Source organism: Nocardia sp. NPDC006044, from assembly GCF_042871115.1.
Classification (GTDB): Bacteria; Actinomycetota; Actinomycetes; order Mycobacteriales; family Mycobacteriaceae; genus Nocardia.
The window spans coordinates 327,274-347,875 of the sequence record NZ_JBIAID010000004.1 but is presented as its reverse complement, the minus strand read 5'-3'; the positions used below and the strand labels follow the sequence as shown (position 1 = coordinate 347,875).

The 20,602-nt window shown below is 65.7% G+C and carries 21 protein-coding genes and 1 pseudogene; 13 read left to right on the top strand and 9 right to left on the bottom strand.

Going from position 1 to position 20,602, the window contains the following annotated elements:
• Nucleotides 1–165: 165 nt before the first annotated feature.
• Nucleotides 166–915: a hypothetical protein gene (locus ACFYO1_RS32885; RefSeq protein WP_387239655.1), complete on the bottom strand. Its 750-nt coding sequence runs from the start codon at nucleotides 913–915 to the stop codon at nucleotides 166–168.
• Between the two features lie 118 nt (nucleotides 916–1,033).
• Here ACFYO1_RS32885 and ACFYO1_RS32880 point away from each other — a divergent pair, with 118 nt between their 5' ends.
• On the top strand, nucleotides 1,034–1,282 hold the full coding sequence (locus ACFYO1_RS32880) for a hypothetical protein (RefSeq protein WP_387239652.1): 249 nt from the start codon (nucleotides 1,034–1,036) through the stop codon (nucleotides 1,280–1,282).
• Between the two features lie 384 nt (nucleotides 1,283–1,666).
• Here ACFYO1_RS32880 and ACFYO1_RS32875 read toward each other — a convergent pair whose 3' ends face one another.
• On the bottom strand, nucleotides 1,667–2,518 hold the full coding sequence (locus ACFYO1_RS32875) for a ParB/RepB/Spo0J family partition protein (RefSeq protein ID WP_378723387.1): 852 nt from the start codon (nucleotides 2,516–2,518) through the stop codon (nucleotides 1,667–1,669).
• Between the two features lie 1,043 nt (nucleotides 2,519–3,561).
• Here ACFYO1_RS32875 and ACFYO1_RS32870 point away from each other — a divergent pair.
• Nucleotides 3,562–4,128: a hypothetical protein gene (locus ACFYO1_RS32870; RefSeq protein WP_387239649.1), complete on the top strand. Its 567-nt coding sequence runs from the start codon at nucleotides 3,562–3,564 to the stop codon at nucleotides 4,126–4,128.
• 5 nt (nucleotides 4,129–4,133) lie between these two features.
• Here the strand turns inward: ACFYO1_RS32870 and ACFYO1_RS32865 are convergent, their stop codons facing one another.
• On the bottom strand, nucleotides 4,134–4,280 hold the full coding sequence (locus ACFYO1_RS32865) for a DUF1059 domain-containing protein (protein WP_150404935.1): 147 nt from the start codon (nucleotides 4,278–4,280) through the stop codon (nucleotides 4,134–4,136).
• Nucleotides 4,281–4,456: 176 nt separating this feature from the next.
• On the opposite strand from ACFYO1_RS32865, the gene ACFYO1_RS32860 reads away from it, so the two are divergent.
• The 4 genes from ACFYO1_RS32860 to ACFYO1_RS32845 all read left to right on the top strand — a co-directional run bounded on the left by ACFYO1_RS32860 (nucleotide 4,457) and on the right by ACFYO1_RS32845 (nucleotide 7,941).
• Nucleotides 4,457–5,707 carry an alpha/beta hydrolase family protein gene (locus ACFYO1_RS32860; RefSeq protein WP_387239645.1) on the top strand — a complete coding sequence of 417 codons (1,251 nt, stop codon included), beginning with the start codon at nucleotides 4,457–4,459 and terminating at the stop codon, nucleotides 5,705–5,707.
• Between the two features lie 52 nt (nucleotides 5,708–5,759).
• Nucleotides 5,760–6,302 (top strand): YaeQ family protein, encoded by a 543-nt coding sequence (locus ACFYO1_RS32855; RefSeq protein ID WP_387239642.1) that lies wholly within the window; start codon nucleotides 5,760–5,762, stop codon nucleotides 6,300–6,302.
• Nucleotides 6,303–6,324: 22 nt separating this feature from the next.
• Nucleotides 6,325–6,576, top strand: coding sequence for a hypothetical protein (locus tag ACFYO1_RS32850; protein WP_387239639.1), 252 nt, complete (start codon nucleotides 6,325–6,327; stop codon nucleotides 6,574–6,576).
• A gap of 423 nt (nucleotides 6,577–6,999) precedes the next feature.
• Nucleotides 7,000–7,941 (top strand): hypothetical protein, encoded by a 942-nt coding sequence (locus tag ACFYO1_RS32845; protein ID WP_387239636.1) that lies wholly within the window; start codon nucleotides 7,000–7,002, stop codon nucleotides 7,939–7,941.
• A gap of 55 nt (nucleotides 7,942–7,996) precedes the next feature.
• Here the strand turns inward: ACFYO1_RS32845 and ACFYO1_RS32840 are convergent, their stop codons facing one another.
• The gene (locus tag ACFYO1_RS32840; RefSeq protein ID WP_387239633.1) at nucleotides 7,997–8,731 is read right to left on the bottom strand and encodes a hypothetical protein; all 735 of its coding nucleotides are present in this window, start codon (nucleotides 8,729–8,731) and stop codon (nucleotides 7,997–7,999) included.
• On the opposite strand from ACFYO1_RS32840, the gene ACFYO1_RS32835 reads away from it, so the two are divergent.
• Nucleotides 8,720–9,118: a DUF4440 domain-containing protein gene (locus tag ACFYO1_RS32835; protein WP_387239630.1), complete on the top strand. Its 399-nt coding sequence runs from the start codon at nucleotides 8,720–8,722 to the stop codon at nucleotides 9,116–9,118. The genes ACFYO1_RS32840 and ACFYO1_RS32835 overlap by 12 nt on opposite strands.
• A gap of 6 nt (nucleotides 9,119–9,124) precedes the next feature.
• Here ACFYO1_RS32835 and ACFYO1_RS32830 read toward each other — a convergent pair whose 3' ends face one another.
• Nucleotides 9,125–9,478: a VOC family protein gene (locus ACFYO1_RS32830; RefSeq protein WP_387239627.1), complete on the bottom strand. Its 354-nt coding sequence runs from the start codon at nucleotides 9,476–9,478 to the stop codon at nucleotides 9,125–9,127.
• Nucleotides 9,479–10,058: 580 nt separating this feature from the next.
• Between ACFYO1_RS32830 and ACFYO1_RS32825 the strand changes: the two genes are divergently transcribed.
• A complete protein-coding gene (locus ACFYO1_RS32825) occupies nucleotides 10,059–11,456 on the top strand; it encodes an MFS transporter (protein ID WP_387239624.1) in 1,398 nt (465 codons plus the stop codon).
• Between the two features lie 46 nt (nucleotides 11,457–11,502).
• Here the strand turns inward: ACFYO1_RS32825 and ACFYO1_RS32820 are convergent, their stop codons facing one another.
• Nucleotides 11,503–13,056 (bottom strand): acyl-CoA carboxylase subunit beta, encoded by a 1,554-nt coding sequence (locus ACFYO1_RS32820; protein ID WP_387239621.1) that lies wholly within the window; start codon nucleotides 13,054–13,056, stop codon nucleotides 11,503–11,505.
• A 176-nt stretch (nucleotides 13,057–13,232) separates the two neighbouring features.
• Here ACFYO1_RS32820 and ACFYO1_RS32815 point away from each other — a divergent pair, with 176 nt between their 5' ends.
• The 4 genes and pseudogenes from ACFYO1_RS32815 to ACFYO1_RS32800 all read left to right on the top strand — a co-directional run bounded on the left by ACFYO1_RS32815 (nucleotide 13,233) and on the right by ACFYO1_RS32800 (nucleotide 15,966).
• Nucleotides 13,233–14,093, top strand: coding sequence for a helix-turn-helix domain-containing protein (locus ACFYO1_RS32815; protein ID WP_387239618.1), 861 nt, complete (start codon nucleotides 13,233–13,235; stop codon nucleotides 14,091–14,093).
• Nucleotides 14,094–14,147: 54 nt separating this feature from the next.
• Complete coding sequence (locus ACFYO1_RS32810) at nucleotides 14,148–15,266, top strand: serine hydrolase domain-containing protein (protein ID WP_387239615.1); 1,119 nt, start codon at nucleotides 14,148–14,150, stop codon at nucleotides 15,264–15,266.
• A gap of 117 nt (nucleotides 15,267–15,383) precedes the next feature.
• Nucleotides 15,384–15,740, top strand: a pseudogene (locus ACFYO1_RS32805) (maleylpyruvate isomerase N-terminal domain-containing protein); the annotation flags it as partial.
• Between the two features lie 100 nt (nucleotides 15,741–15,840).
• Nucleotides 15,841–15,966 carry a hypothetical protein gene (locus tag ACFYO1_RS32800; RefSeq protein WP_387241649.1) on the top strand — a complete coding sequence of 42 codons (126 nt, stop codon included), beginning with the start codon at nucleotides 15,841–15,843 and terminating at the stop codon, nucleotides 15,964–15,966.
• Nucleotides 15,967–16,040: 74 nt separating this feature from the next.
• Here ACFYO1_RS32800 and ACFYO1_RS32795 read toward each other — a convergent pair whose 3' ends face one another.
• The 3 genes from ACFYO1_RS32795 to ACFYO1_RS32785 all read right to left on the bottom strand — a co-directional run bounded on the left by ACFYO1_RS32795 (nucleotide 16,041) and on the right by ACFYO1_RS32785 (nucleotide 19,960).
• Entirely contained in the window at nucleotides 16,041–16,439 is a 399-nt protein-coding gene (locus ACFYO1_RS32795) for a hypothetical protein (RefSeq protein ID WP_387239612.1), read from the bottom strand.
• A 125-nt stretch (nucleotides 16,440–16,564) separates the two neighbouring features.
• Nucleotides 16,565–18,469, bottom strand: coding sequence for a hypothetical protein (locus tag ACFYO1_RS32790; RefSeq protein ID WP_387239608.1), 1,905 nt, complete (start codon nucleotides 18,467–18,469; stop codon nucleotides 16,565–16,567).
• A gap of 243 nt (nucleotides 18,470–18,712) precedes the next feature.
• Nucleotides 18,713–19,960: an FAD-dependent oxidoreductase gene (locus ACFYO1_RS32785; RefSeq protein WP_387239605.1), complete on the bottom strand. Its 1,248-nt coding sequence runs from the start codon at nucleotides 19,958–19,960 to the stop codon at nucleotides 18,713–18,715.
• A gap of 66 nt (nucleotides 19,961–20,026) precedes the next feature.
• Between ACFYO1_RS32785 and ACFYO1_RS32780 the strand changes: the two genes are divergently transcribed.
• The gene (locus tag ACFYO1_RS32780) at nucleotides 20,027–20,593 is read left to right on the top strand and encodes a TetR/AcrR family transcriptional regulator C-terminal domain-containing protein (RefSeq protein ID WP_387239602.1); all 567 of its coding nucleotides are present in this window, start codon (nucleotides 20,027–20,029) and stop codon (nucleotides 20,591–20,593) included.
• The last annotated feature ends 9 nt before the right edge of the window (nucleotides 20,594–20,602 follow it).

Sequence of the window (20,602 nt, the reverse complement as noted above, 5' to 3'; positions counted from 1 at the left end):
GATCCGGGACCGAGCTGGGTCGCGCGCGCGTGTCGAAGCTCGAGCGGATCTGTCATCGACTGCGGGCGATGCCAACTCGGCATCCCGCAGGTACTGCCGGGAACGCGGACGGCGCACACCGCCGTCCGATCCCCGTAAATCAATGCGCCGCCGGGCGGCACACGTTCAGCGGCGGCAGCGCGACGCCAGCGTTTCCGGCCTGCCGTCGGGGTCGGCCGGTGTCCGACCCGCCTCGCACACGTCGCGCTCGGGATGCTCGGATTCGCGCCAGCCGTCGAGCACGCGTCCGGTGTTGTTGGCGTCGACGAACACGACCCACTGCACGGGCTGCTTACCCTGCGCGCCTGCGCTTTTGACCGTGACCTTGTACGCCGGGACCGCCACGCCGGCCGCGCCGCTCCTGGCCGCCAGTTTCGGGTCGTACCACATGGCGACCGTCGCGCCGACGGCGAATCCGTCCCGCGACTGCTTGGTCTCGGTGGCCAGCGTGCGCAGCGCGGTGGCGGCGACCGCGGCCGGCGGCGTGCTCACGCCCGTCGGGTACTTGCCCTGAACCTTGTGTGCCAGTGCGCCGCTGGCCGAGGTGAGCGAGCCGTCGGCGGCCAGCGACTGCGCGACCGTCGCGCCGAAGACCGGCACCGAGTCGATCTGCTGCCGCAGCCGGACCGTGGCGCCCGGCCCGGCCTGGAACGCCTTGTCCACCACGAGGCTGCCGACCGATTCGGCACCCAATGCCTGCTGCACGGTCTGCGCCTGCGCCTGCGCGATCGCTGGGGCGTCGGACGGCGTGCCCGACGGCTTCGGCAGCGGGTTCTTGAAGATGACCTGCGCGATGATCCCGTCGGGATCGGTGAACGGGTTCTTCGGCAGGGTGGGGAGTTCGAAGATGCCCGGCGTGGTGGACGTGGTCGGCACGACGGTCGTCGCGGTCGGCGGGGTGGTGGTCGTCGATGTGGTCGGCGACGGAGGCGTGGTCGGTGCCGACGTCGTCGGTTCGGTCGACGGGTAGAAGGTCGTCGACGGATCGGCAGACGTGGTGGTCGGCGCGGTCTCGGTCGTCGAGATAGTCGGCGACAATGTCGAGGTATCGGTCGACGTGGTGGTCGAGGGACCGGTCGGCGTAGTGGTGGGCGCCGACGTCGAAGGGGTGGCCGGCGGTGTGGTTGTCGTTGGCTGGGCGAGGGCACCGGAGCTGGTTGTGAAAGCCGTTGCCGCTAATACGAACACCGCGGTAGCGGTGAAGCGAGCCGCCCTTCGATGTGGGTGTTTCATATCCAAGTAGAAACACACGGCGGGCGTTATTTTCGACTGGGGAGATACTGGGGACTTCGTATCACGGGTTAATTAATTAGCCCGTAGCGCTAATCCGGCGAAGTGTCCCGCACTTACGCTGGGGCAACCCCGCTTTCGGCGCAAGTGCGACGAATTATGCCGCCGCCGAGCCGTACCGGCGCTGCCCGGACATCACCCGCACGGCGCCCGCCGACGGATCTTCGCCGCCGCGACCGACGGCCCCCGCGACGCACGGTCCGCTCCGGGCCGAAAAAACGCCGACGCTCGGCAGCGTCGGCGGGGTGAATCGCGGGACCGGGGACTCGGCGGTGCGCGACCTGCAAATTAATTCGATTCGCAAGTCACGCACCGTCTCCCGAGGTAAAATCCGTCGTCATTTACTGTGCAGCCGATCGCCGATTCGGGTCGCGAAGTCCTGCCAGTTCGCCGCGTTCTGCCGGGCCATATCGAGCACGAGATTCAGGCAGTGTTCCGGGATGCGGTCGGCCAGATCGAGCGATTGCGTGGGCGTGCGCGGACTGGCGTCGAGCCAGCGCAGCACCGTTCGTCCGGTCTCGGTGAGCCGCAGCGACGGATCGCGCCGCAGGCTCTGCAGGACCGAGGAGGGGCAAACCCGTTCCGGCGGTGCCGGATCGGGGGCGAGCGGCGCCGCGTCGCTGCCGTCGCAGGGCTTTTTCCGGCGCTGGTGTTCGACGTCCGGACGACGCACGCGGCGCATCCGGCCGTCGCGCCCTAGTCGGTGCCTCGTCTGGGGAACATCCCCAGACGACTGCCTGCGCACCGCGCCGACCGTCTTGTGATCCAGCCCGGCGACTTCGGCGACCTTGCGATCCGACCACAGCGGATACATCCGCATGATGCGCAACGAGGCGGCTTTGCGATCGAGAATCGACAGCGGCAGGCCGTGCGCGATGTTGGCCTGCACCGCGAGCACGAACGCCTCCTCCTCGGTGCCGTCGAAGAATTGCGCCCGGATGACGGTGTCCCCCTTCAATTTCGCGGCCTTCAGACGGTGCACACCGTCGATCAGCCGCATGGTTTCTCGATGCACCAGGATCGGCGGCAGTTCCGCCTCCGTCGTAGCTAGCACCTGCGTATGCGCCGAGTCCTCAGCTCGCACGCGCAGTGCGCCGCTGATGTCTATCGACTCGATAGGAATCTCGATGACTACGTCGGCAACTCCGACTCTCGCATCGTCGTCCACGTTCAACCTGTGTTCACTCACGGCGGTACTCCTGCGTCGAAGCCGAGATCATTCCGTAGCACACTTCGCCCCGCTGCCAGTACCGATCCGAACCACCACAACAAGCGGGACGAATCGATGCGGTAGGCACGGCGCTGTGCCGGGTCAGCAGTGACTAACTAGCGCGGACAGCAATATTTCACATTGGCAGAGTTCCGGCAACGATACGGTGTCGAAAGCCCCCTGCATTCGCAATCTGCGGATCGCCAGCGTGATTCGTGGCGTTATTTGTGAATGGTGTTAACCCCGAGATCAAACGCGTCACCTTTCGGAAACATTTCGGAACCTACCAGTTCCAGCCCGAAACAGGCAGCGGCGCGGATACGCTTAAGAGTTGGACTTCGACGCCGACCACGAGGGCGACACCGGACATGCTTGTACGCCACCATATATGGCGTGATCAAGTCTCGGGGCGCGACGACCGACCAGTCGCCACGATGACAACAAAGGAAATCCCGAACAATTCGAATCAGGACACCACAAACCGACGGTATTCCACACCGAAGGAATAACCGTTCGACCTACACCACGTGCCTCAGGCACACCCATTGGGAGTACGTGTCCAAGTCCCCTCTCGCACACGAAGAACAAGGCGGAGCCCGCCTTGTTCTCAACGATTTCAGCCGAGGAACTCATCTGCCCGAACATTCCTCAGCTCCGACCCATCCTATCATCGGACCTCCCACCGAGCAGGGCGACGGACGAAATATTCCGCGTCTACACCCCCGCGAGAGACCATACAGCAGAGCATGTTTCGGCGATATGCGGTCGGCTCGACCGAAAACTTGTCGGTGGGCCGGTCACCGGGTTCGCGCCGGGTTTCAGCCGTGCAACCGCACAGCACAGCGTCGGCGTCCTTGTGACACAACACATCACTGGCCTGATCGGACACCGCCGGGCGGGCCCTCGGCACCCTGAGTCCGAGCCGCCGCGCACTGCGGAATCACCCCTAGCACTGCGGTATCGACGGCAAATAGCGCTGCGGCGTGATGCTCAGCCGGGCAACCGATTCCTATGGTCGGGACATGATCGACAACGAACGCGAATCAGCTGCGCACGACGCCTCCGGGCGGTCCACCCGGTGGCGCGGCGGGCTGGCCATCGCCGCGGCCGCGGTCGCCGCCGCGGGTCTGGTCGGCGCGGCCGCGGGCAGTGCGGGCGCCGCACCCGCGGCCGAGTGTCTCTGGGCCGGAACCGGTTACCCGCAGGGCACGGCGGTCACCGCCGGCGGCCGCGCATTCACCTGCGCCACAGATCAACTCGGCGCACCGCGCTGGGCCCACGGGGCGGACGCCCAGGCCCCGCGCACCGTCGCGAACCCGGGTGCCACCACGGCGCCGACCGGGAACTTCAGCGTGGGCGCACAACAACCCGGCACCGAATACACCGACTATTGCGTCGGCACCCAGCTCGTCGGCGGCAGCGAGTCGGTGTACGAGGTGGTCGCGGACGCGTCGGGCGCGCTGCGCTGGAAGGCGGCCGGACCGATCTCCCAGTGGGCCTTCACCCCCGGCACCGGCCCGGTACCCACCACCCGATCGGCCAGCCTGTGCCAGCCGGATCAGGTCCTCTGGCCGGAGCTGAACCGATAACCGAATCAATAAGCGATGAACAAGATCTCGTCGCGCGAGTAGTCGTGACCCGGATGATTCTCGGCCAGGTGGGCCTGTGTCTTCGCCACAAGATCATCCTCGTCGGTGCCGACGATGGCTTCTCCGCAGGGGCAGTTCAGGTTTCGCTTCATCAGGGGTCCCTTCCTCTCGATCGACAGTCTAGGGGGACGAGCCGGTCGCGGCTCGGCCCTCTGGGGGTAGTCCCCTACGCATCCCGGGGTACATCGACTCCTCCGCCGGGCTGACGCGCAGGTACGCCGGGTTTTGCCATGATGGCGCCGAGCCGACGTCGAGGAGGACCACCGAAGTGTTCACATTGCGCAGCTGCGCGCTGGCGTTGACCGCCGCCATGACCGCGACCGTCCTGCTCACCGCGTGCGGGCAGGACCAGACCGCGCCGGCCCCCAGCACCCCGGCGAAGATCACCCTGCCGCCGCTGAGCGGGCGCTACCCGATCGGGACGACGGACCTGCATCTGGTGGATTCGCGGCCGGATCCGTGGCATCCGGCCGACAAGCGGGAGCTGATGGTCACGGTGAGCTACCCCGCGCGGCGCACCGGGGAACGCGCCGCCTGGATGTCGCCGGGCATAGCGGCCGCGGTCGATCGGATAGCGACCGCGGCGCCCGAGGACGGACTGACGCCCGGCACCATCGACTGGGGCGGCACCGAACGCCTGGCGAGCAACTCTGCCGAGGTGGACCGCACGGGCGGTGCCTGGCCGGTCGTGCTGTTCTCGCACGGCTTCGGGGTGGTGCGCGAGCTCAATTCGGTGCGCACCGACGACCTGGCCAGCCACGGCTACGTGGTCGTGTCCATCTCTCACACCTACGACGCGCAGGCGGTCGAGTTTCCCGGCGGGCGCATGGTCACCAGCGACGCGAAGCCGGACCCGGCCTTCCTCGCGACCGCGATGGACACCCGGGTCGCGGACACGCAGTTCGTGCTCGACCAACTGGACCGGCTGCACCGAGGGGAGAACCCCGACGCCGAGAATCGCACGCTCCCAGCGGGGTTGGCGGGTGCGCTGGATCTGTCGAAGGTCGGCATGTTCGGTCATTCGCTGGGCGGCTACACCGCGGGCGAGGCGATGTACCGGGATCGGCGCATCGCCGCGGGGATCAACTTCGACGGCAGCATGAACGCCGGCAAGCTCGGCGAGGTCGTCGAGCACGGACTGGACCGGCCGTTCATGCTGGTCGGCGCGGACGGCGTGCATCCGCAGACGGGGCGGAGATTCGAGCACTCGCACGTGGACGATGCCGACCCGAGCTGGGGTCAGTTCTGGGCCGGTCAGCCGGGGTGGAAGCGGGACCTGCACTTCGACGGCGCCGCGCACAACAGCTTCACCGACTTGCAGATCGCGGTGCCGCAGTGCGCCGGCCTGCTCACGCCGAAGCTGCGCGAGCAGCAAGTCGGCACGATCAATCCGGCTCGATCGGTGGACGCGCAGCAGGACTACATCGCGGCGTTCTTCGATCTGCACCTGAAACACCTCGGCACCGACCTGTTCGACGGGAACAGCCCGCGGCACCCGGACACCCGGTTCATCCCCTGACCGAGGTCGCGCGGCACGGCCGGCGGCAGGAGTCACCTAAGCTCCTGGTCTTATGGCCCTTCCCGCAACACTGCACCACTTCGCCGTTCAGCTGGCCGACGTCGATCGCGAGGTCTACCAGGATCTGGAGTTGCGGGTCGCGCGCCACCCGTCCGAGACCGCCGAGTTCATGATCACCCGGCTGCTCGCCTACTGCCTCGAGTATCGGGAAGGTATCGCGTTCAGCGAGGGCGGGGTCTCCTCCACCGACGAGCCCGCCGTGCTGGTCCGGGATATGACCGGACGGATCACGGCCTGGATCGAGGTCGGTGCGCCCGATGCCGAACGCCTGCACCGCGGCAGCAAGCTGGCCGGGCGCGCGGCCGTCTATACCCATCGCGACCCGGCGAAGGTACTCGCACAGCTCGCCGGCAAGCGCATCCACCGGGCCGAGGACATCCCGCTCTACAGCTTCGACCGCGACTTCATCGATGCCGCCGTCGCCGCGCTCGACCGCCGCAACACCGCGACCCTGTCCGTCACCGAACGCTCGCTGTACCTGGATCTCAACGGCACGAACCTGAGCGCACCGGTCGAAGAGCACGCACTCGTCTGACGCCTCGCCCGAAATTCGGGGCATGACCGGGTCGGCGGGCCTTGCTACCCTCACGGCTCATCTCATCAACGTGGAGGATCTCTTGAACCGTCCCATGCTGAATGTTCTCGCCGCCGGAGCCATTTCCCTGGCGCTCGCCGCGCAACCCGCGATCGCCTCGGCCGCACCGGTGGATCCGCCGTCGAATTCCGCCACCACGGTCACCGCGCCGTTCGACCCCATCTGCCCCCTCTGCTTCATCCGCGAGTTCCTCGAAAGCGGTTCCGGGCGTTAACAACCCGCTGGACCGGGCGAGCGTTTCCGCTCGCCCGGTACGGGGTCGTCGCGTGCCGAGGGCCTCGTCGCCGACCAGGCGGCATATGCACCGGGGGAGTTCGCGATCGGGCTTACGCATCTTCGCGTTCCGTGCGAGTTGCCGCTGTCGAATAATTCAAGGGTAAATTCTCGCATTTATCCCCACTTCCCACTGGGGAGATCCGGGGATGTCTTTCATGTCACCATTCAAACAGTTGTTCAGAAATGGTGGCGTACCTCGCGGCCGTCGCTGGGACAGCCTCTCGCGCAACAGATCTCGATTTTTGGTCGAATGCCCTGCGGTCTCGGTGAGCAATTGTCGAAATGCCCAGTGCCGCGGTATCGGGTTCGTCCTGCTGTCCAGCACCCGCCCTACCCCTGCACACCCCCGAGCGAGATTCTCATGAACCGTAAACGTCTATTACCCATGGTCACCGCCTGCCTGGTCCTGTCGATCGGGCCGGGCTCGGTGGCGGTGGCGGCGCCCGATGCCCAGGATCCGGTCGCGGCCGCGCCCTTCTGCTACGAGGAACCCTCCACCCCGCAGGCCGACATCAGCGACCTGAAGGCACGGTTCAACCGGTCGAACTGGATGCCGACCCTGCAAGCCATGTACCAGCGGCGCTGGCCGAGCGGGCAGAAATTGGCGATCGCCCAGGCGAAGGATCAGTACTGGAATCAGTTCGTGGATACGAGCAGTTTCGAGGCGTTCGCCGAGTCGATGATGGTGGCGATTCACGAGGAAACGCACATGTGGGACCTGGACGGGTCCCGCACCGAGTGGGACAAATACACCGCGTCCTGGATCAATGCCACGCAGCAGCTGACGAACATCCCGCTGTACGGCGGTTTCCCGCGTAAGGAAATCCTGCCGTTGATCAAGGACAAGCTCAGCGACGACATGGACGGCATCTATCTGCGGGACAAGCAGCAGGGCGACTACCACCTGCAAGGCGTGACCGCGGAATTGAACGCCGGACTGATGGGCCTGCCCGCGGTCACCGTGGTGCAGGAGTACATCAAGGGCATCGGCGCCAGTAATTCCAGGGATATCGCCGCGACCAACCTCCGGTATCTGCTGCTGTACTTGCGCGTGGCCAAGGACAAGCACCCCGACTACTGGGCGAAGATCAAGAACGAGCCGAAGCTGCGCGACTGGGTGCTGACCGAATTCCTGCGCACCGCTTACTGGTTGGAGAAGTCCGCGCCATACTCCGGCAAACTCGGCAGCCCTAACGCCGACAAGATCACCGAGAAGAACTACGCGCCGGAGAACATCTCGATTCTCGAGGAGTTCACCGGCCGCAAGGTGCGCACCGACGCCCAGAAGAACTGCACCGCCTGATATCCGGGGGCGGATTGCCGCCGGTACGGCCCGCCGGCGGCAATCCCGTTCGCGATCAGAGCTGTTTGACGACCGCGCCGTTCTCGTCGAGCATCGCGATGGAGGGCGTACCGTCCATCGCCACGCGCAGCTGAATTCGCGGGCGTCCCTGCGGATCACACAGCGTCAGCGCCGTTCCGTTCTCGGTGTCGACGGAAAGCTGGACTCCCAGAGGATGTTTCGCGTCATCGAGCGGCGCCGTCGGATCGCCGATGTGGGTCATGGTCAGCGCGGCGCCACCCGCCCGGTCCTGCCATGCGGTCTGCAGGTGAACGGCGTCGCCGTTGGGATAGTCGAGCGAGACCAGCGCCCCACTACTGGCAGCGATGATGCCGCCCTTCTCGTCGCCGTTCTCGTCGTTGAAGATCAGGTACGAACCGTCCGGACCGCTGCGCTCCGCCGCCGGAAGCGTCTTGCCGCCGAGAATGATCGGCGGCTTCGCCGTGTCCAGCAGGAATCGCTGCTTGCCGCGCCGATCGACCACCGTGAACGAATCCCGCACGGTCGAGGCGTCCGCGTCCGCCGCGGTGGCCCGCCCGGCCGCCACCCCGATCCCCGCTCCCGCGACCGCCGCCGCTGCCCCGGCGATGACCGCGCGCCGGTTGGATATGCCACTGTGTGCGTTGTCGTCTCCCACCACCTCGACGATCCTATTGGTGCACCACCTATTTCGGGCGATCCCCGCTGGATATGATCTTCGGGAAGGGCCGAGTACGCCGACGAGACCGAGATTGCCGCTATGCCTGAACACCCCGACCTCGCCGACGTGATCGAGGCTCTGCACTCGGACCTGGCCGAATGGATGGGTTCCAACGCCCCGCCCAAGGTGTTCGACCGGTTCGCCAACGCGCTGCACGACGATTTCTCCTCGGTCACCACGGTCGGGCAGGTCATCGACCGGGACACCCTGCTGGCGGGCGTGTGGTCGGCGCGAAACGCACAGCCGGGGTTCACCATCGAGATCAGCGACATCGAAGAGGTCGCGCAGAGCGGCACCATTCTCACCGTGCGTTTCACGGCGGAGAACCGGCAGGGCGCGGCCAGCAGTCGCCGCCTGGTCACCGCGATACTGCTCAGCGCGGATCATGGCTACCTGTGGCGGTTGGTCCACGAAACCACCGCTCCGGCAACCGAATAGGCCCGGTCAGTAGAACTGAACCAGGCAGAACTCGTGCTCCTCGGGGTCGGTCAGCACGACGACCACGCCCTGGTCGTAGTCGTGCCGCTCACCGGTGGGCCGTCCGCCGAGCGCGACGACCTGGGCGATGCCCTCGTCGATGTCGTCCACCTGAACGTCCAGGTGCAGACGGACCTTGCCGCGCTTCGGCTCGGCCACGGGCTGGAACACCAGACGGGGCTGCGGATCGTCGCGCTCACCGAGGTAGACCCAGCCCGGCCGCGACGTTCCACGCGGACGATCGAGCAGTGCGCTCCAGAAGTCCGCGACCCGCTCCACATCGACACAGTCGATCGTCACGCCGACCAAGCGGTTCGTCATCTCGTCGGTACTCCCACATCGTCGAGGCCCCGCCGCCGCGGGACCATTTCCACCACTTCTTCGCGTCGGCACGTGTCCGGACCTCACCGGGTGGTCAGGCGTCGGAGCGCTTCCGCACGGCTGTCACCGTAATCCGCGCCCGCCCGGACCGGAAGCCGGTGCGGCCGCGCCGCTTTCGAATCACCCCGGCGGTCTCGGTGTCCGGCCTGCGGATATCCGAATGCGCAGGAGCCGGCCAGTGCCGTATCGTGGTCGAGTCCCGGCCCCGAAGATTCTTCGGCGGTTCGGGCTCCCTGTTCCTTCGGTAGTGGATTCGAGGTGGTGGCGTATCTCCCAGGTCGTGTAGTCGTCCGCAGTCCCCACGGTCAACGTGCATGGGACCGGACGTCGCATAGGCCTGAGTTGCGTCACCCTTTTGTCCGTTCCCGGGTGCGGCTCTGCCAGCTGCCCCGGGATTTCGTGTTTCCGGTGCGGCGATGGCGAGCTCCCCGATTCCTGATTCAGGAGCCCTACCGTGAACTCCCCCGCGCTCGACCAAACCCCTGAGCCCTCGGCTGGTAACCCCGTTTCGTCACCGGCGATGACGACCGCCGCCAAGATCGCCCTTGCGGTCCTGCTGACCGGCGAACTCATGAATATTCTCGACGATTCGATCGTTGTCACCGCGCTGCCCACCCTGCAGGCATCGCTCGGCGCCGGGGCGGGCGCCGTGCAGTGGCTGACCGCGGGCTACGCGCTGACCTTCGCGCTCGGGCTGATCACCGGCGGCAGGCTCGGCGACATCTTCGGCCGGCGCAGGGTCTTCCTGCTCGGCACCGCCGGGTTCACCCTCGCCTCGCTGCTGTGCGGCGTCGCGACCGGCCCCGGGCTGCTGATCGCCGCCCGCGTGTGCCAAGGCGGTGCGGCCGCCGTGATGATCCCCCAGGTCCTGGCGACCGTGCACGTCATCTTCGACGGTGCGAACCGCAGCCGCGCCTTCGGTCTCTACGGCGCCGTCCTGTCGATGGGCAGTGTCCTGGGTCCGGTCCTGGGCGGCACGCTCACCGAGGCCGACCTGTTCGGCCTGTCCTGGCGGCCGATCTTCCTGATCAACGTGCCCGTCGGGCTCGCCGTGATCGTGCTCGGACGCAAGTTCGTCACCGAGTCGACCGCGACGAAGGCCGACCGTCTCGACCTCCTCGGCGTGCTGCTGTCCGCGGCGGCCATGGTGCTGATTCTCTTCCCGCTCACCGAGGGACAGGCGCACGGCTGGCCGCTGTGGTGCTTCGGCATGCTAGCCGGCGGCCTGCTCGTGCTCGGCGTCTTCGTGCGTTACCAGCAGCGCCGCAAAGATGCCCCGCTGGTCCCGTTGTCGTTGTTCAAGGGCAAGCAGTTCACCGGCGGCCTGTCCGCGCAGCTGATGCTGGGCCTGATGTGCGGCCTGTTCTTCATGACCTGGACGCTGTATCTGCAACACGGCCTGGACATGAGCCCGCTGACGGCAGCCCTGGCCTTCACGCTGCTCGCGCTCGGCGAGCTGGTCGGCGCGATCACCGCGACCAAGACCGCCGGACGGTTCGCGCGCCGCCTGCCGCAAACCGGAGCCCTGATCGCCCTCGCCGCGATAACGGCCTACGGGCTCCAAATCAGGGGCGGGCACGGCGAGTTGACCCTGCTCGCGATGGCCGTTCCCGTGGTGCTGCTCGGGTTCGGCCTCGGCATGGTCGGCGGGCCGATCGCCGACCTGACGCTCGCGAAGGTCCCACACGAGCGCGCCGGTTCGGCCTCGGGCCTGTTCAACACCGCGATGCAGCTGGGTTACGCCGTCGGCATCGCCATGACGGCGGTGGTGTTCTTCGCGGCCACCGGCGGCGCGTCCGACGGCGCAGCCAACCGCGCGGCGTTCACCGATGTGCTCTGGTGGGTCGGCGGTGTTTTCGCGGCGCTGTGGGGCTTGATGTTCTGCCTGCCCAGGCACGCCGGCCACGAGGCCGAATAAGACAGACCGCGCCAGGTGAGGGCGCCTGGCGCGGTCAGCCCCGCACTCACATCGGGTACACCGGGTGCTTGCGCGGATTGAACTCCGGCTTGACCGGCGGCTTGTCGCGCAGCAGCCGCAGCGCGTGCCGGATCTCCAGGCGGGTGCGCGCGGGTTCGATGACGGCGTCGATGTAGCCGCGCTCGGCCGCGATCCACGGGGTGGCGATGGTCTCGTTGTAGTGATTGACCATGAACTCGCGCGCGGCCGCCCGCTGCTCGGCGGGCACCGCCGCCAGCTGCCGCTTACCGATGAGGTCGACCGCGCTCTCGGCGCCGATCACCGCGATCCGGGCGGTCGGCCAGGCGAAACTGATGTCGGCGCCCACCTGACGCGCCGCCATCATGCCGTAGGCGCCGCCATAGGACTTGCGCACCACGAGGTTGATGATCGGCACGGTGGCCTCGATGATCGCGCGCGGCACCCGGCCGCCGCGGATGATCACGCCGTTGGCTTCCTGCTCGAGGCCCGGCAGCACGCCGGGGGTGTCGACGACGAAGACCAGCGGGATGTTGAACGCGTCGCAGAGCCGGATGAAGTAGGTCGACTTGTCCGAGCAGTTCGCGTCGATCGAACCACCCAGCACCAGTGGCTGATTGGCGATCACGCCGACCGGATAACCGTCGACCCGGGCGAATCCGGTGATCAGGTTCGGCGCCATCGCCTCGCGGACCTCGTGGAACTCACCGTCGTCGAAGATCCGCAGCAGGATCTCGTGCATGTCGTAGCCGGTGCGGTCGGAGTCCGGGACGATCTTCTCGAGCTCCAGATCGCTGGCGGTGATCTCCGGCTCCAGACCAGGATTCACGATCGTCGGCTGCTCGAGGCAGCTGGTGGGCATGTAGCTCAGGTACCGGCGGGCCCAATCGTAGGCCTCCTGCTCGGTGTCGGCCACGTGGTGCAGGGTGCCGCGCTTGGCCTGCACCTCGGCGCCGCCGAGCGCCTCCGCGGAAATGTCCTCGCCGTTGACGGCTTTGATCACCTCCGGGCCGGTGACGAACATGTAGGAATCCTTGGTGCCGATCAGCACGTCGGTGTTGATCGGCCCGTACACCGAACCCGCCGCGCACTTGCCGAGAATGATCGACACCTGCGGCACATAGCCGGACAGCTTTTCCAGCACCCGGGAGATGTCACCGAACGACGCGATCGAGCCGACCGCGTCCTGGATGCGCGCGCCGCCGGAATCGTTGATCGTGACGACCGGGCAGGCGTTGTCGAACGCGAGTTGCAGCGCCCGCATGAACTTGCGCGCGGAGGTGATGCCGACCGACCCGCCGTAGACGGTCTGGTCGTGCGCGATCACCACCACCGGACGACCGGCGATCAAACCCCGGCCGGTGACCAGTCCGTCGCCGTAGAGGGCGTCCTGCTGATCGGGCTGGCGGGCCAGCGCGCTGGTCTCGATGAACGTCCCGGGATCGAGCAGCATGTGCACGCGCTCGCGGACACTCGGGATGCCCTTCTTCTCCCGCTTGGCAATACCGGCCTCACCTGCCGGTTCCGTAGCGATCGCCAGGATCTTGACCAATTCATCGAGCTTCGCCTGGGTTTCAACCACGCTCGCCGCCACCTTCCCTCCAACTGTCGTGCCTTGGCGACGTTAAGCGGTGTGGACACCGAACCGGGCACTCGATCGACATATGCGGGACAGGTCACAGTCGGGGCCTGCTTGGTATGGATTTCCGAACAGCTCTCGCGCGGCCCGGATGCCCCGCGGCTACGTAGCCTGAACGGGTGGGAGTTGTGGATATCGGGCGGGACGCGGAGTGGGATTTCGCGGGTGTGGCCGCGCCGCTGGGTGGCGCGATGATCGGGTACCGCGATACCGGCGGGGCCGGGGTGGATCTCCGGGTGGCGGGGGCCGCAGCGATCACCATGCTGATCGAGTTCGGGGGTCGTGGGCTGGTCATCGACGATGCGTCGGGGCGGCGGACGCTCGACGGGTTCGTGGCCGGGCTTGCGCTGGACGCGATGCGGATTCGTGGTGAACGCGCCGAGTGCGTCGAGGTTCGCTTGTCGCCGGTTCAGGCGTATTCGCTATTAGGTATCGCCCCAACCGATTTGGGGCGGGGTGCGGTCGACCTCGAGGATCTGTGGGGTGTGCGGGCCCGGCGGCTGCGTGCGCGACTGGCGGAAGCCCGGACCTGGGAGGAGCGTTTCGCGTTGACGAAAACGTTTCTGACGCAGTGTGACCGGGCGATGCGGGTGCCTGATCCGGAGGTGCTCGCCGGTTGGGATCGCATCCTCAGCTCGGGTGGTCAGGTACGGATCGGCGCGCTCGCCGAGTCCGTCGGGTGGAGTCACAAACGGCTGCTGACCCGTTTCGAATCGCAGATCGGCTTGACGCCCAAGCGGGCGGCGATGCTGGTCCGGTTCCGCTCCGCGGTCGACGGCCTGCTCGCGGGACAGCCCGCCGCCGGGGTCGCGGCGGACTGCGGGTACACCGATCAAGCGCACCTGAGCCGGGACTTCTCGCTTTTCGCCCACCGCGCGCCGGGGGCGCTGACCAAGCACTACCTGCCGGCGATCGCCCAGCATCGCTACCGGGCGTGGGGGAAATTTTTCCAATACCGGGCGGTATCCGCCGGTCGATAGTGGTGTCACTTCGGGTGCCAACGGGCACTCGCCGACAGTGAGAGGACATCCGCTGTGACCGACACCCTCGATCCCGCGAAATTGCAGACCGCATTGGACAACCTCCACCACGCCGGCCTGCCGGGAGCCTTCGCCGAGGTGCGTTCTGGTGATGAAATATGGCGTGGTGCAACCGGACTCGCCGATGTCGCCACCGGGCGGCCGGTCACGGCGGATATGCGGCATCGGGTCGGCAGCATCACCAAGACGTTCACCGCCGCGGCTGTGTTGCGGCAAGTCGACCGGGGCGAACTCGCGCTCGACGCACCGATCGGCGACTACCTGCCGCACCTCGTGCCCCGCGACCGAGGGGCGGCGATCACGGTGCGGATGTTGATCAACCATACGAGCGGGCTCGCCGAATACCTTCCGTACGCGTATCCGTCGCTGGCGGCGTTTCCCGACGTGGCCCGGACTACGCCGAAGAGTCTGGAAGACAACAGGTTCACTGAATTCCCTCCGACCGAGCTGATCGCACTGGGCGTCGCGGCGCCGGCCACCGGGAGTCCCGGCGGCTCACCCGGCGTGTATTCGAACACCAATTACCTTCTGCTGTGCCAACTTCTGGAGTTGGTGACCGGCACCTCGGCGGAGGACTGCATCACCCGCGACGTCATCGAGCGCGCCGGACTGCGCGACACCGGATTCCCCGCCGGACCCGACCTCGACGGCCCACACTCCCTGCACTACGAGGCCTGGTTCGGCATGTTCGATCCGCCACGCGATTTCAGCGTTTTCGACATGTCCTGGGTGGGTCCCGCGGCGTCGCTGATCTCGACCGTCGCGGATCTGAACCGCTTCTTCGGCCTGCTGCTGAAAGGTGAAATCATCAGCCGCTCAGCACTTTCCGAGATGCAGCAGACGGGACCGGTCATCTCGTTCGAGGGAAAGACCATCGAGTACGGGCTTGGGCTGCACAAGCTGACGATGCCCGGACACGGCATATTCTGGGGACACGACGGGTCCGTCTGGGGTGGTGGCGCGATGTCCATGACCAGCGCGGACCACACGCGCCAGCTGTCGGTCGCGGTGAACCTGCAACGGTGGAATCGAATCGACGCCACGCGGCGGCCACAACCGCACCCCATCGACCACGCCCTTCAGGCGTTCATCCAGCTGACGCTGTGCGGCTGACCATCAGTTTTCGATAACCTCGCAGGTCAGCGTGTTTGCGAGGCTCGGTCGGCAGCCATAGGCTCGGACACCGGGCAGGCAAGCCTGTCACTGTCGACGCGGTGAAGGTGTTACTGGATGTTGGACTACGGCTTCGACATGTCCGGCGTAGAGCTCGAGGTCGCTCTGCCAGACCTGGTGTCCGAGGGGTATGAGCTCGACGCGCTGATCTCGGCGCAGGCCGACTGGTCCAGGGAGACGCCGGCGGCGGGATGGACGATCGCCCACCAGATCGCCCATCTCGCCTCCGCCGACCAGAACGTGCTCATCGCGATCCGCACCCCGGAGGCGTTCGACGCCGTGTTGAAGCACGCGGCGGTCGAGGGTCCCCGATACCGAGATCTCGACGCCGCCGAGGGCGCGGCCAAACCGCGGGCGGAACTGCTGCAACAGTGGCGCTCCGGCCGTATCGAGGTGGCCGCGGCACTGCGCGATCTCGCACCAGGCCAAGCGTTTCCGTGGTACGACTCGCACTTGACCGCAGCGCTCATGGTGCCGCTGCGACTGCTGGGGCCCAGAGGACGCCGAGCAACGAATCCAAGGCACCGCCCTCGACTTCTGCCTCCGCGTCACCCAACGCCGCCCCCTGACCGAAACCACCCTCACCGCCGTCGGCACAGACGCCCACCACTGGCTAGAAATCGCCCGCACCTCCCTCTGACGAGAGTCTGCGGATGATACGAAGCGGGCGAAGTTCCGGTCCCACCGCCCGCCCGCGCACCTAAAACCTTGTGTTTACAGCCACGAACTGGCGACCGGATGGGCTCGTACCCATTCCTTGACGTTGCCGAGAACCGACTTTTCGGCCTGGCGTTTCGCCGCTATACGCGCCTTGACCCGAGCTTTGATCCGTTCGTTCGCCGCCTCCGGATCCCAGTGGGCCATCATCGCGTCGAGCGTCGCCGCGCGCTCGGCCGGGTTGCTGTTCAGTCGGACCATGGTGTCGTGAATAGGCCCATACGCATCGGCCGTTTCTTCGATATTGCCGAGCGGCGTGCCTAGCGGGACGGGATCCACGTCGGCATCGTCGCTGGGGATGACGAGCGCGCCGTTGGCGCGGTACGAAGCGTCCTCGACCCATACGGTCTCGTCTTGATCGAGATCGCCGTGGCTCGGGTCGGTCTCTGCTGCCATGAAGCCAGGCCTCCTCTTCTGGTTCTACCTGATTTGTTCATCGAGAAATGGTCGATCGGTATCACTATTTACACGAATCCTTTGGCGCGATTATACCTCTGATGTCAATATGCTCAACGAAATCGTTACGTGTCGGATTTGAATCGACTGGAGACGTACCGTTTGGTACGAATAACCAACATTCCAGTCGTGGCGATGACCACGACTACGACAAGGGTAAGCAATATCTGCCAATAAACGACCCAGTGTGACCAATCGTCGGCATGCATGCCAGGTTTTGTCGATGCCGCCCTGAATGCAAAAATGAACGTTACGGTGACCGCCAGCACGGTACTTGCCATAGTCAGCGCCGAGCCGGCAATAGATACCAGCAAACTTCGCTCGAATGCCCGGACGAAGAACACCGCCAACGCCGCGATCGCCGCAGGAAGCGCCAGCACCGCCACCGCGACATCCGTGTGCGCTTCGGCCTCCGCCGCCTCTCGCAAGATTATCGTCACCAGCAGCACCGACCAGGCCACTATCGTGGCAAACAGCTCCGTACCAGTCGGCCGTTCGCATATCCGCGCCCGGAGGCCGAGGCTGACCGGTTGCGAATTCAGCTCTGCTACGCCCCGATCGAGTTTACGAACAATCGGAATGATTCTTCCTCCCTTCTCCCGGATACTGCTCAAATTTCTGCCGTAGACGTGCAGGCTGGTCACCGATTTCCCCACTGGGCGCAAATATGGAATATTAACGGCGATAGACGGCCGCGCATTTACCATCACGGCTCGGTTCGCGTCATCGGTAACATAGGCGAGCCGCACGTACGACCCATCGGGCACGCTCGCGTGCATGTGATAGCTCTTGGCGTGACTCGCACGCGTGAGCCCCACCTTCAGGTACCCGCTCGGTATTCCGGATAGTTTTTGCAGAATCCGGGCCAGTGTCGAAGTCTCCGATCGAGTCGGCTTCTGCAAGAAGCTGCCGGTGGACTGCTCGTAGCTGTATGCCAGCTTGAGATACTTCGCCGGCTTGCACTGCACGATTACCAGGTAATGCGCTATGCCGAGACGCGCGATCCGCCGGAGCTTGTTTCGCTCCACTTCCTGCACGGCAAGTTCCTCGTCGCCAACGCCGGCCTCACCATGCGCGGTACGCGCTCCGGCGGGGACCGGAACAGACCTCGGGACGAGGATGAGATCCAGGTCCTCCTGATGCGCCTTGATCACTTCATCGAACAGTCGCTGGCGATCTTCCTCGCTCGGCTTCGACTTTCTGCACCGCGAGTTGTTCGCGAACGACTTGCTCATCGCCCGCAGCGCGGCAGCAGACTTCGACACCGTAGTCACTATGTCTTGCAGAGCCGCGTACCGATCCCAAGGCCAGTCTTTGAAGTCGGCGGGAAGATCGGGATACGTGATATGAAACTGATGAATAAGTACCGCAATATACAGCGCGGCCGATTGGCCACCGTACGCCAGGGATACCACCGGCTCGTCGCCGGTGGGATGGATCGCCAGACGATCGAACAGCCATCCCTTCGTCGGTTCTATGAGCGGAACCAGAATTGATGGCTTTTCTTCGACCTGAACGTACTGCTGTTCATCGATGACCAGATCCATCGTGACGGATCTCTTCGTCACCCACCGACCGAGCTCCAAGTTTTCCGTTACTCGATGTCGATAAGTCTCCGGCTCCACCATCATATCCGCGAGCAGCGCGAGAACCTCTTTGTCATACTTGGCGGTCATCTCGAACGCTTCCTCCATCAGCGCCCTGACAATACCGTTGGTTTTATAAGAAGTCGCGAACACATTTGCTTCATTTACCGGCACAGAGGGCGGGATCAATCTCAGGAGCAGCCACAACGCACCTATCGAGAAATCCGCCCCCAACCACCACAACCAGAAACCCAGACCCCAAGGGAAGATAAGGCAGAATATCCATGTAGCCGAAACGGCAATTCCCATTGCGGCCAAGAGATTCGTCAGAACCCGTATGGTGAACCATTTTTTGTATTTTTTATCATTATTCTTGTCGTTCATCATATCCCCCGGCTCGAATCGAGCCCAGGTAGTACACGTCAACCGCAGTCGATGTGCGCGGCCAAGCCGGCCAGTGCTACAGATGTAGCATGTTCAGTCTGGCAGCCGCGGGTTCGAACGTCTGTCCTTCATTCAGTCGACGCACGACGGGATAATAGTAACTACCCGTTCGCGGCGGGGATCGAAGCGCCGGGCCCGGAAGGCAATCGGATCCCGCCGCACGAGCAAAAGGCCGTATTCAGATCAATGGGTTGGGGCGAGTTCTGGGTATTCCGGGAGGTGCCAGGTGCCGCCGCGGTCTTCGTTCGCACGCTGCGCGAGGATTTCGGGGATGCGGAGGTAGCAGGCTGTGGCGGTGAGGGTGTGGAACAGGTCGATGGACAGTTGGTGGGTGGGCATGCCTAGGCGCAGGAGGCGCGGTTTGACGGTGGCCTGGATCTGGCCGGCGAACGGGCGCAGCGTGGTGTCGTAAGCGGCCAGGGCGGTGGTCAGGTCGCGCGGGTTGCGGTTGATTTCGCCGGCCAGGACGTAGGCGCCGACCAAGGCGCCGGAGATACCCATGCCGCTGTAGGGCGAGGCGCAGTGTGCGGCGTCGCCGACCAGGACCACGCGGTCCTTCGACCAGGTGTCCGTGCGGACCTGTAAGGCCTCCTGCGAGTAGAAGGTTTCCGCTGTCCGCATGCCGTCGAGGAATCGATCGATCTGCCAGCCCGCGTCGCGAAAACGCCCGGCCCAGAACGACTTCTGCTGCTCGACCGGCGCGCGGTGGACGGCCGAAGCCTCCGCCGAGGTTTCGCGCAGCATGAAGTAGACCTGGGTCTCGGTCGGGTTGTGGCTGCGGCGCATGATCATTCGGCCGCGCGGGGCGTGATAGGTGTCGCGGATATCGGTGTCGGCGGCGATGCGCGGCACGAACCAGTAGGCCAGGTGAATCCCCAACGGCCGGTACGGATCCGGCGAACCGTGCGGCAGAATGGCCCGGCGGACGCGCGAACCCTGCCCGTCCGCGCCGACCAGCAGGTCGTATTCGCCGGCCGTGCCGTCGGAGAAGTGCGCGACAACGCGTTCGCCGACCTGCTCGAAGCGCTCGACGCTCTTGCCGAAGACGTACTCCACGTCCTCCTTCGTCACCTCGTGCAACAGGCGCACCAGGTCACCGCGCATGATCTCGTACTCCGAGGTGAGCGTCTGCCTGCCCCGGCCGGAGGTATTGGCCATGATCGTGCCGCGTGGCCTGCCCTTGCCGTTCACGAAGGCGACGCCGGCCTCGTCCACCAGCTTGCGCTTGACCGCATCGAGCAGGCCCATCCGCTCGATCGCCTCGATACCCTGTCCGCGCAGATCGACCTGCGCGCCCGTGGCCCGCAGCGCGGGAAAGCGTTCGACGACGACCACCCGGTGACCGCCGCGCGCGAGCCAGTAGGCCAGCGCCTGCCCGGCGACCCCGCCGCCGCAGATGAGGATTTCCAAGGACTTCGATTCGGCTGCCATGCGCTCGATCCAATCTATCAGTGATAGGCAACGTCAACGATCGCCTATCACTGATAGATTGTCAATATGGCCAAGCTCAACCGGGACACCGTCATCGCCGAAGCGCTCGACCTGCTCGACGAGGTCGGCCTCGACGCCGTCAGTACCCGGCAACTCGCGAAACGGCTCGGCGTCGAGCAACCGTCGCTCTACTGGCACTTCCGCAAGAAAGAAGACCTGCTCAGCGCCATGGCCGAGGCCGCGATGGCGCCGCACGGCACGGCCCCCCTCCCGGAGTCCGGCGACGACTGGCGCGAATGGTTCCGCGAGAACACCCGCAGCTTCCGGCGCACCCTGCTGCTCCGGCGCGACGGCGCACGCCTCCACTCCGGAACCCGCCCCGGCGGAGCGAACCTCGACCAACTGCTCCACAAGATGGCGTTCCTGATCGAATCCGGCCTACCCGAACGCGAGGCCCAAATCGCGATGCTGACCGCCAGCCGCTTCACCGTCGGCACCGTCCTGGAAGAACAGGCCGACCCCGGACCCGAGGACGACTCAACCGACATCCCCCAGATCGATCACGAGTCGGCCTTCGAGGAGGGACTGAACCTCATCCTGGACGGACTGGCGCACCGCATCGAACACCAGTAGGCCCGCGGC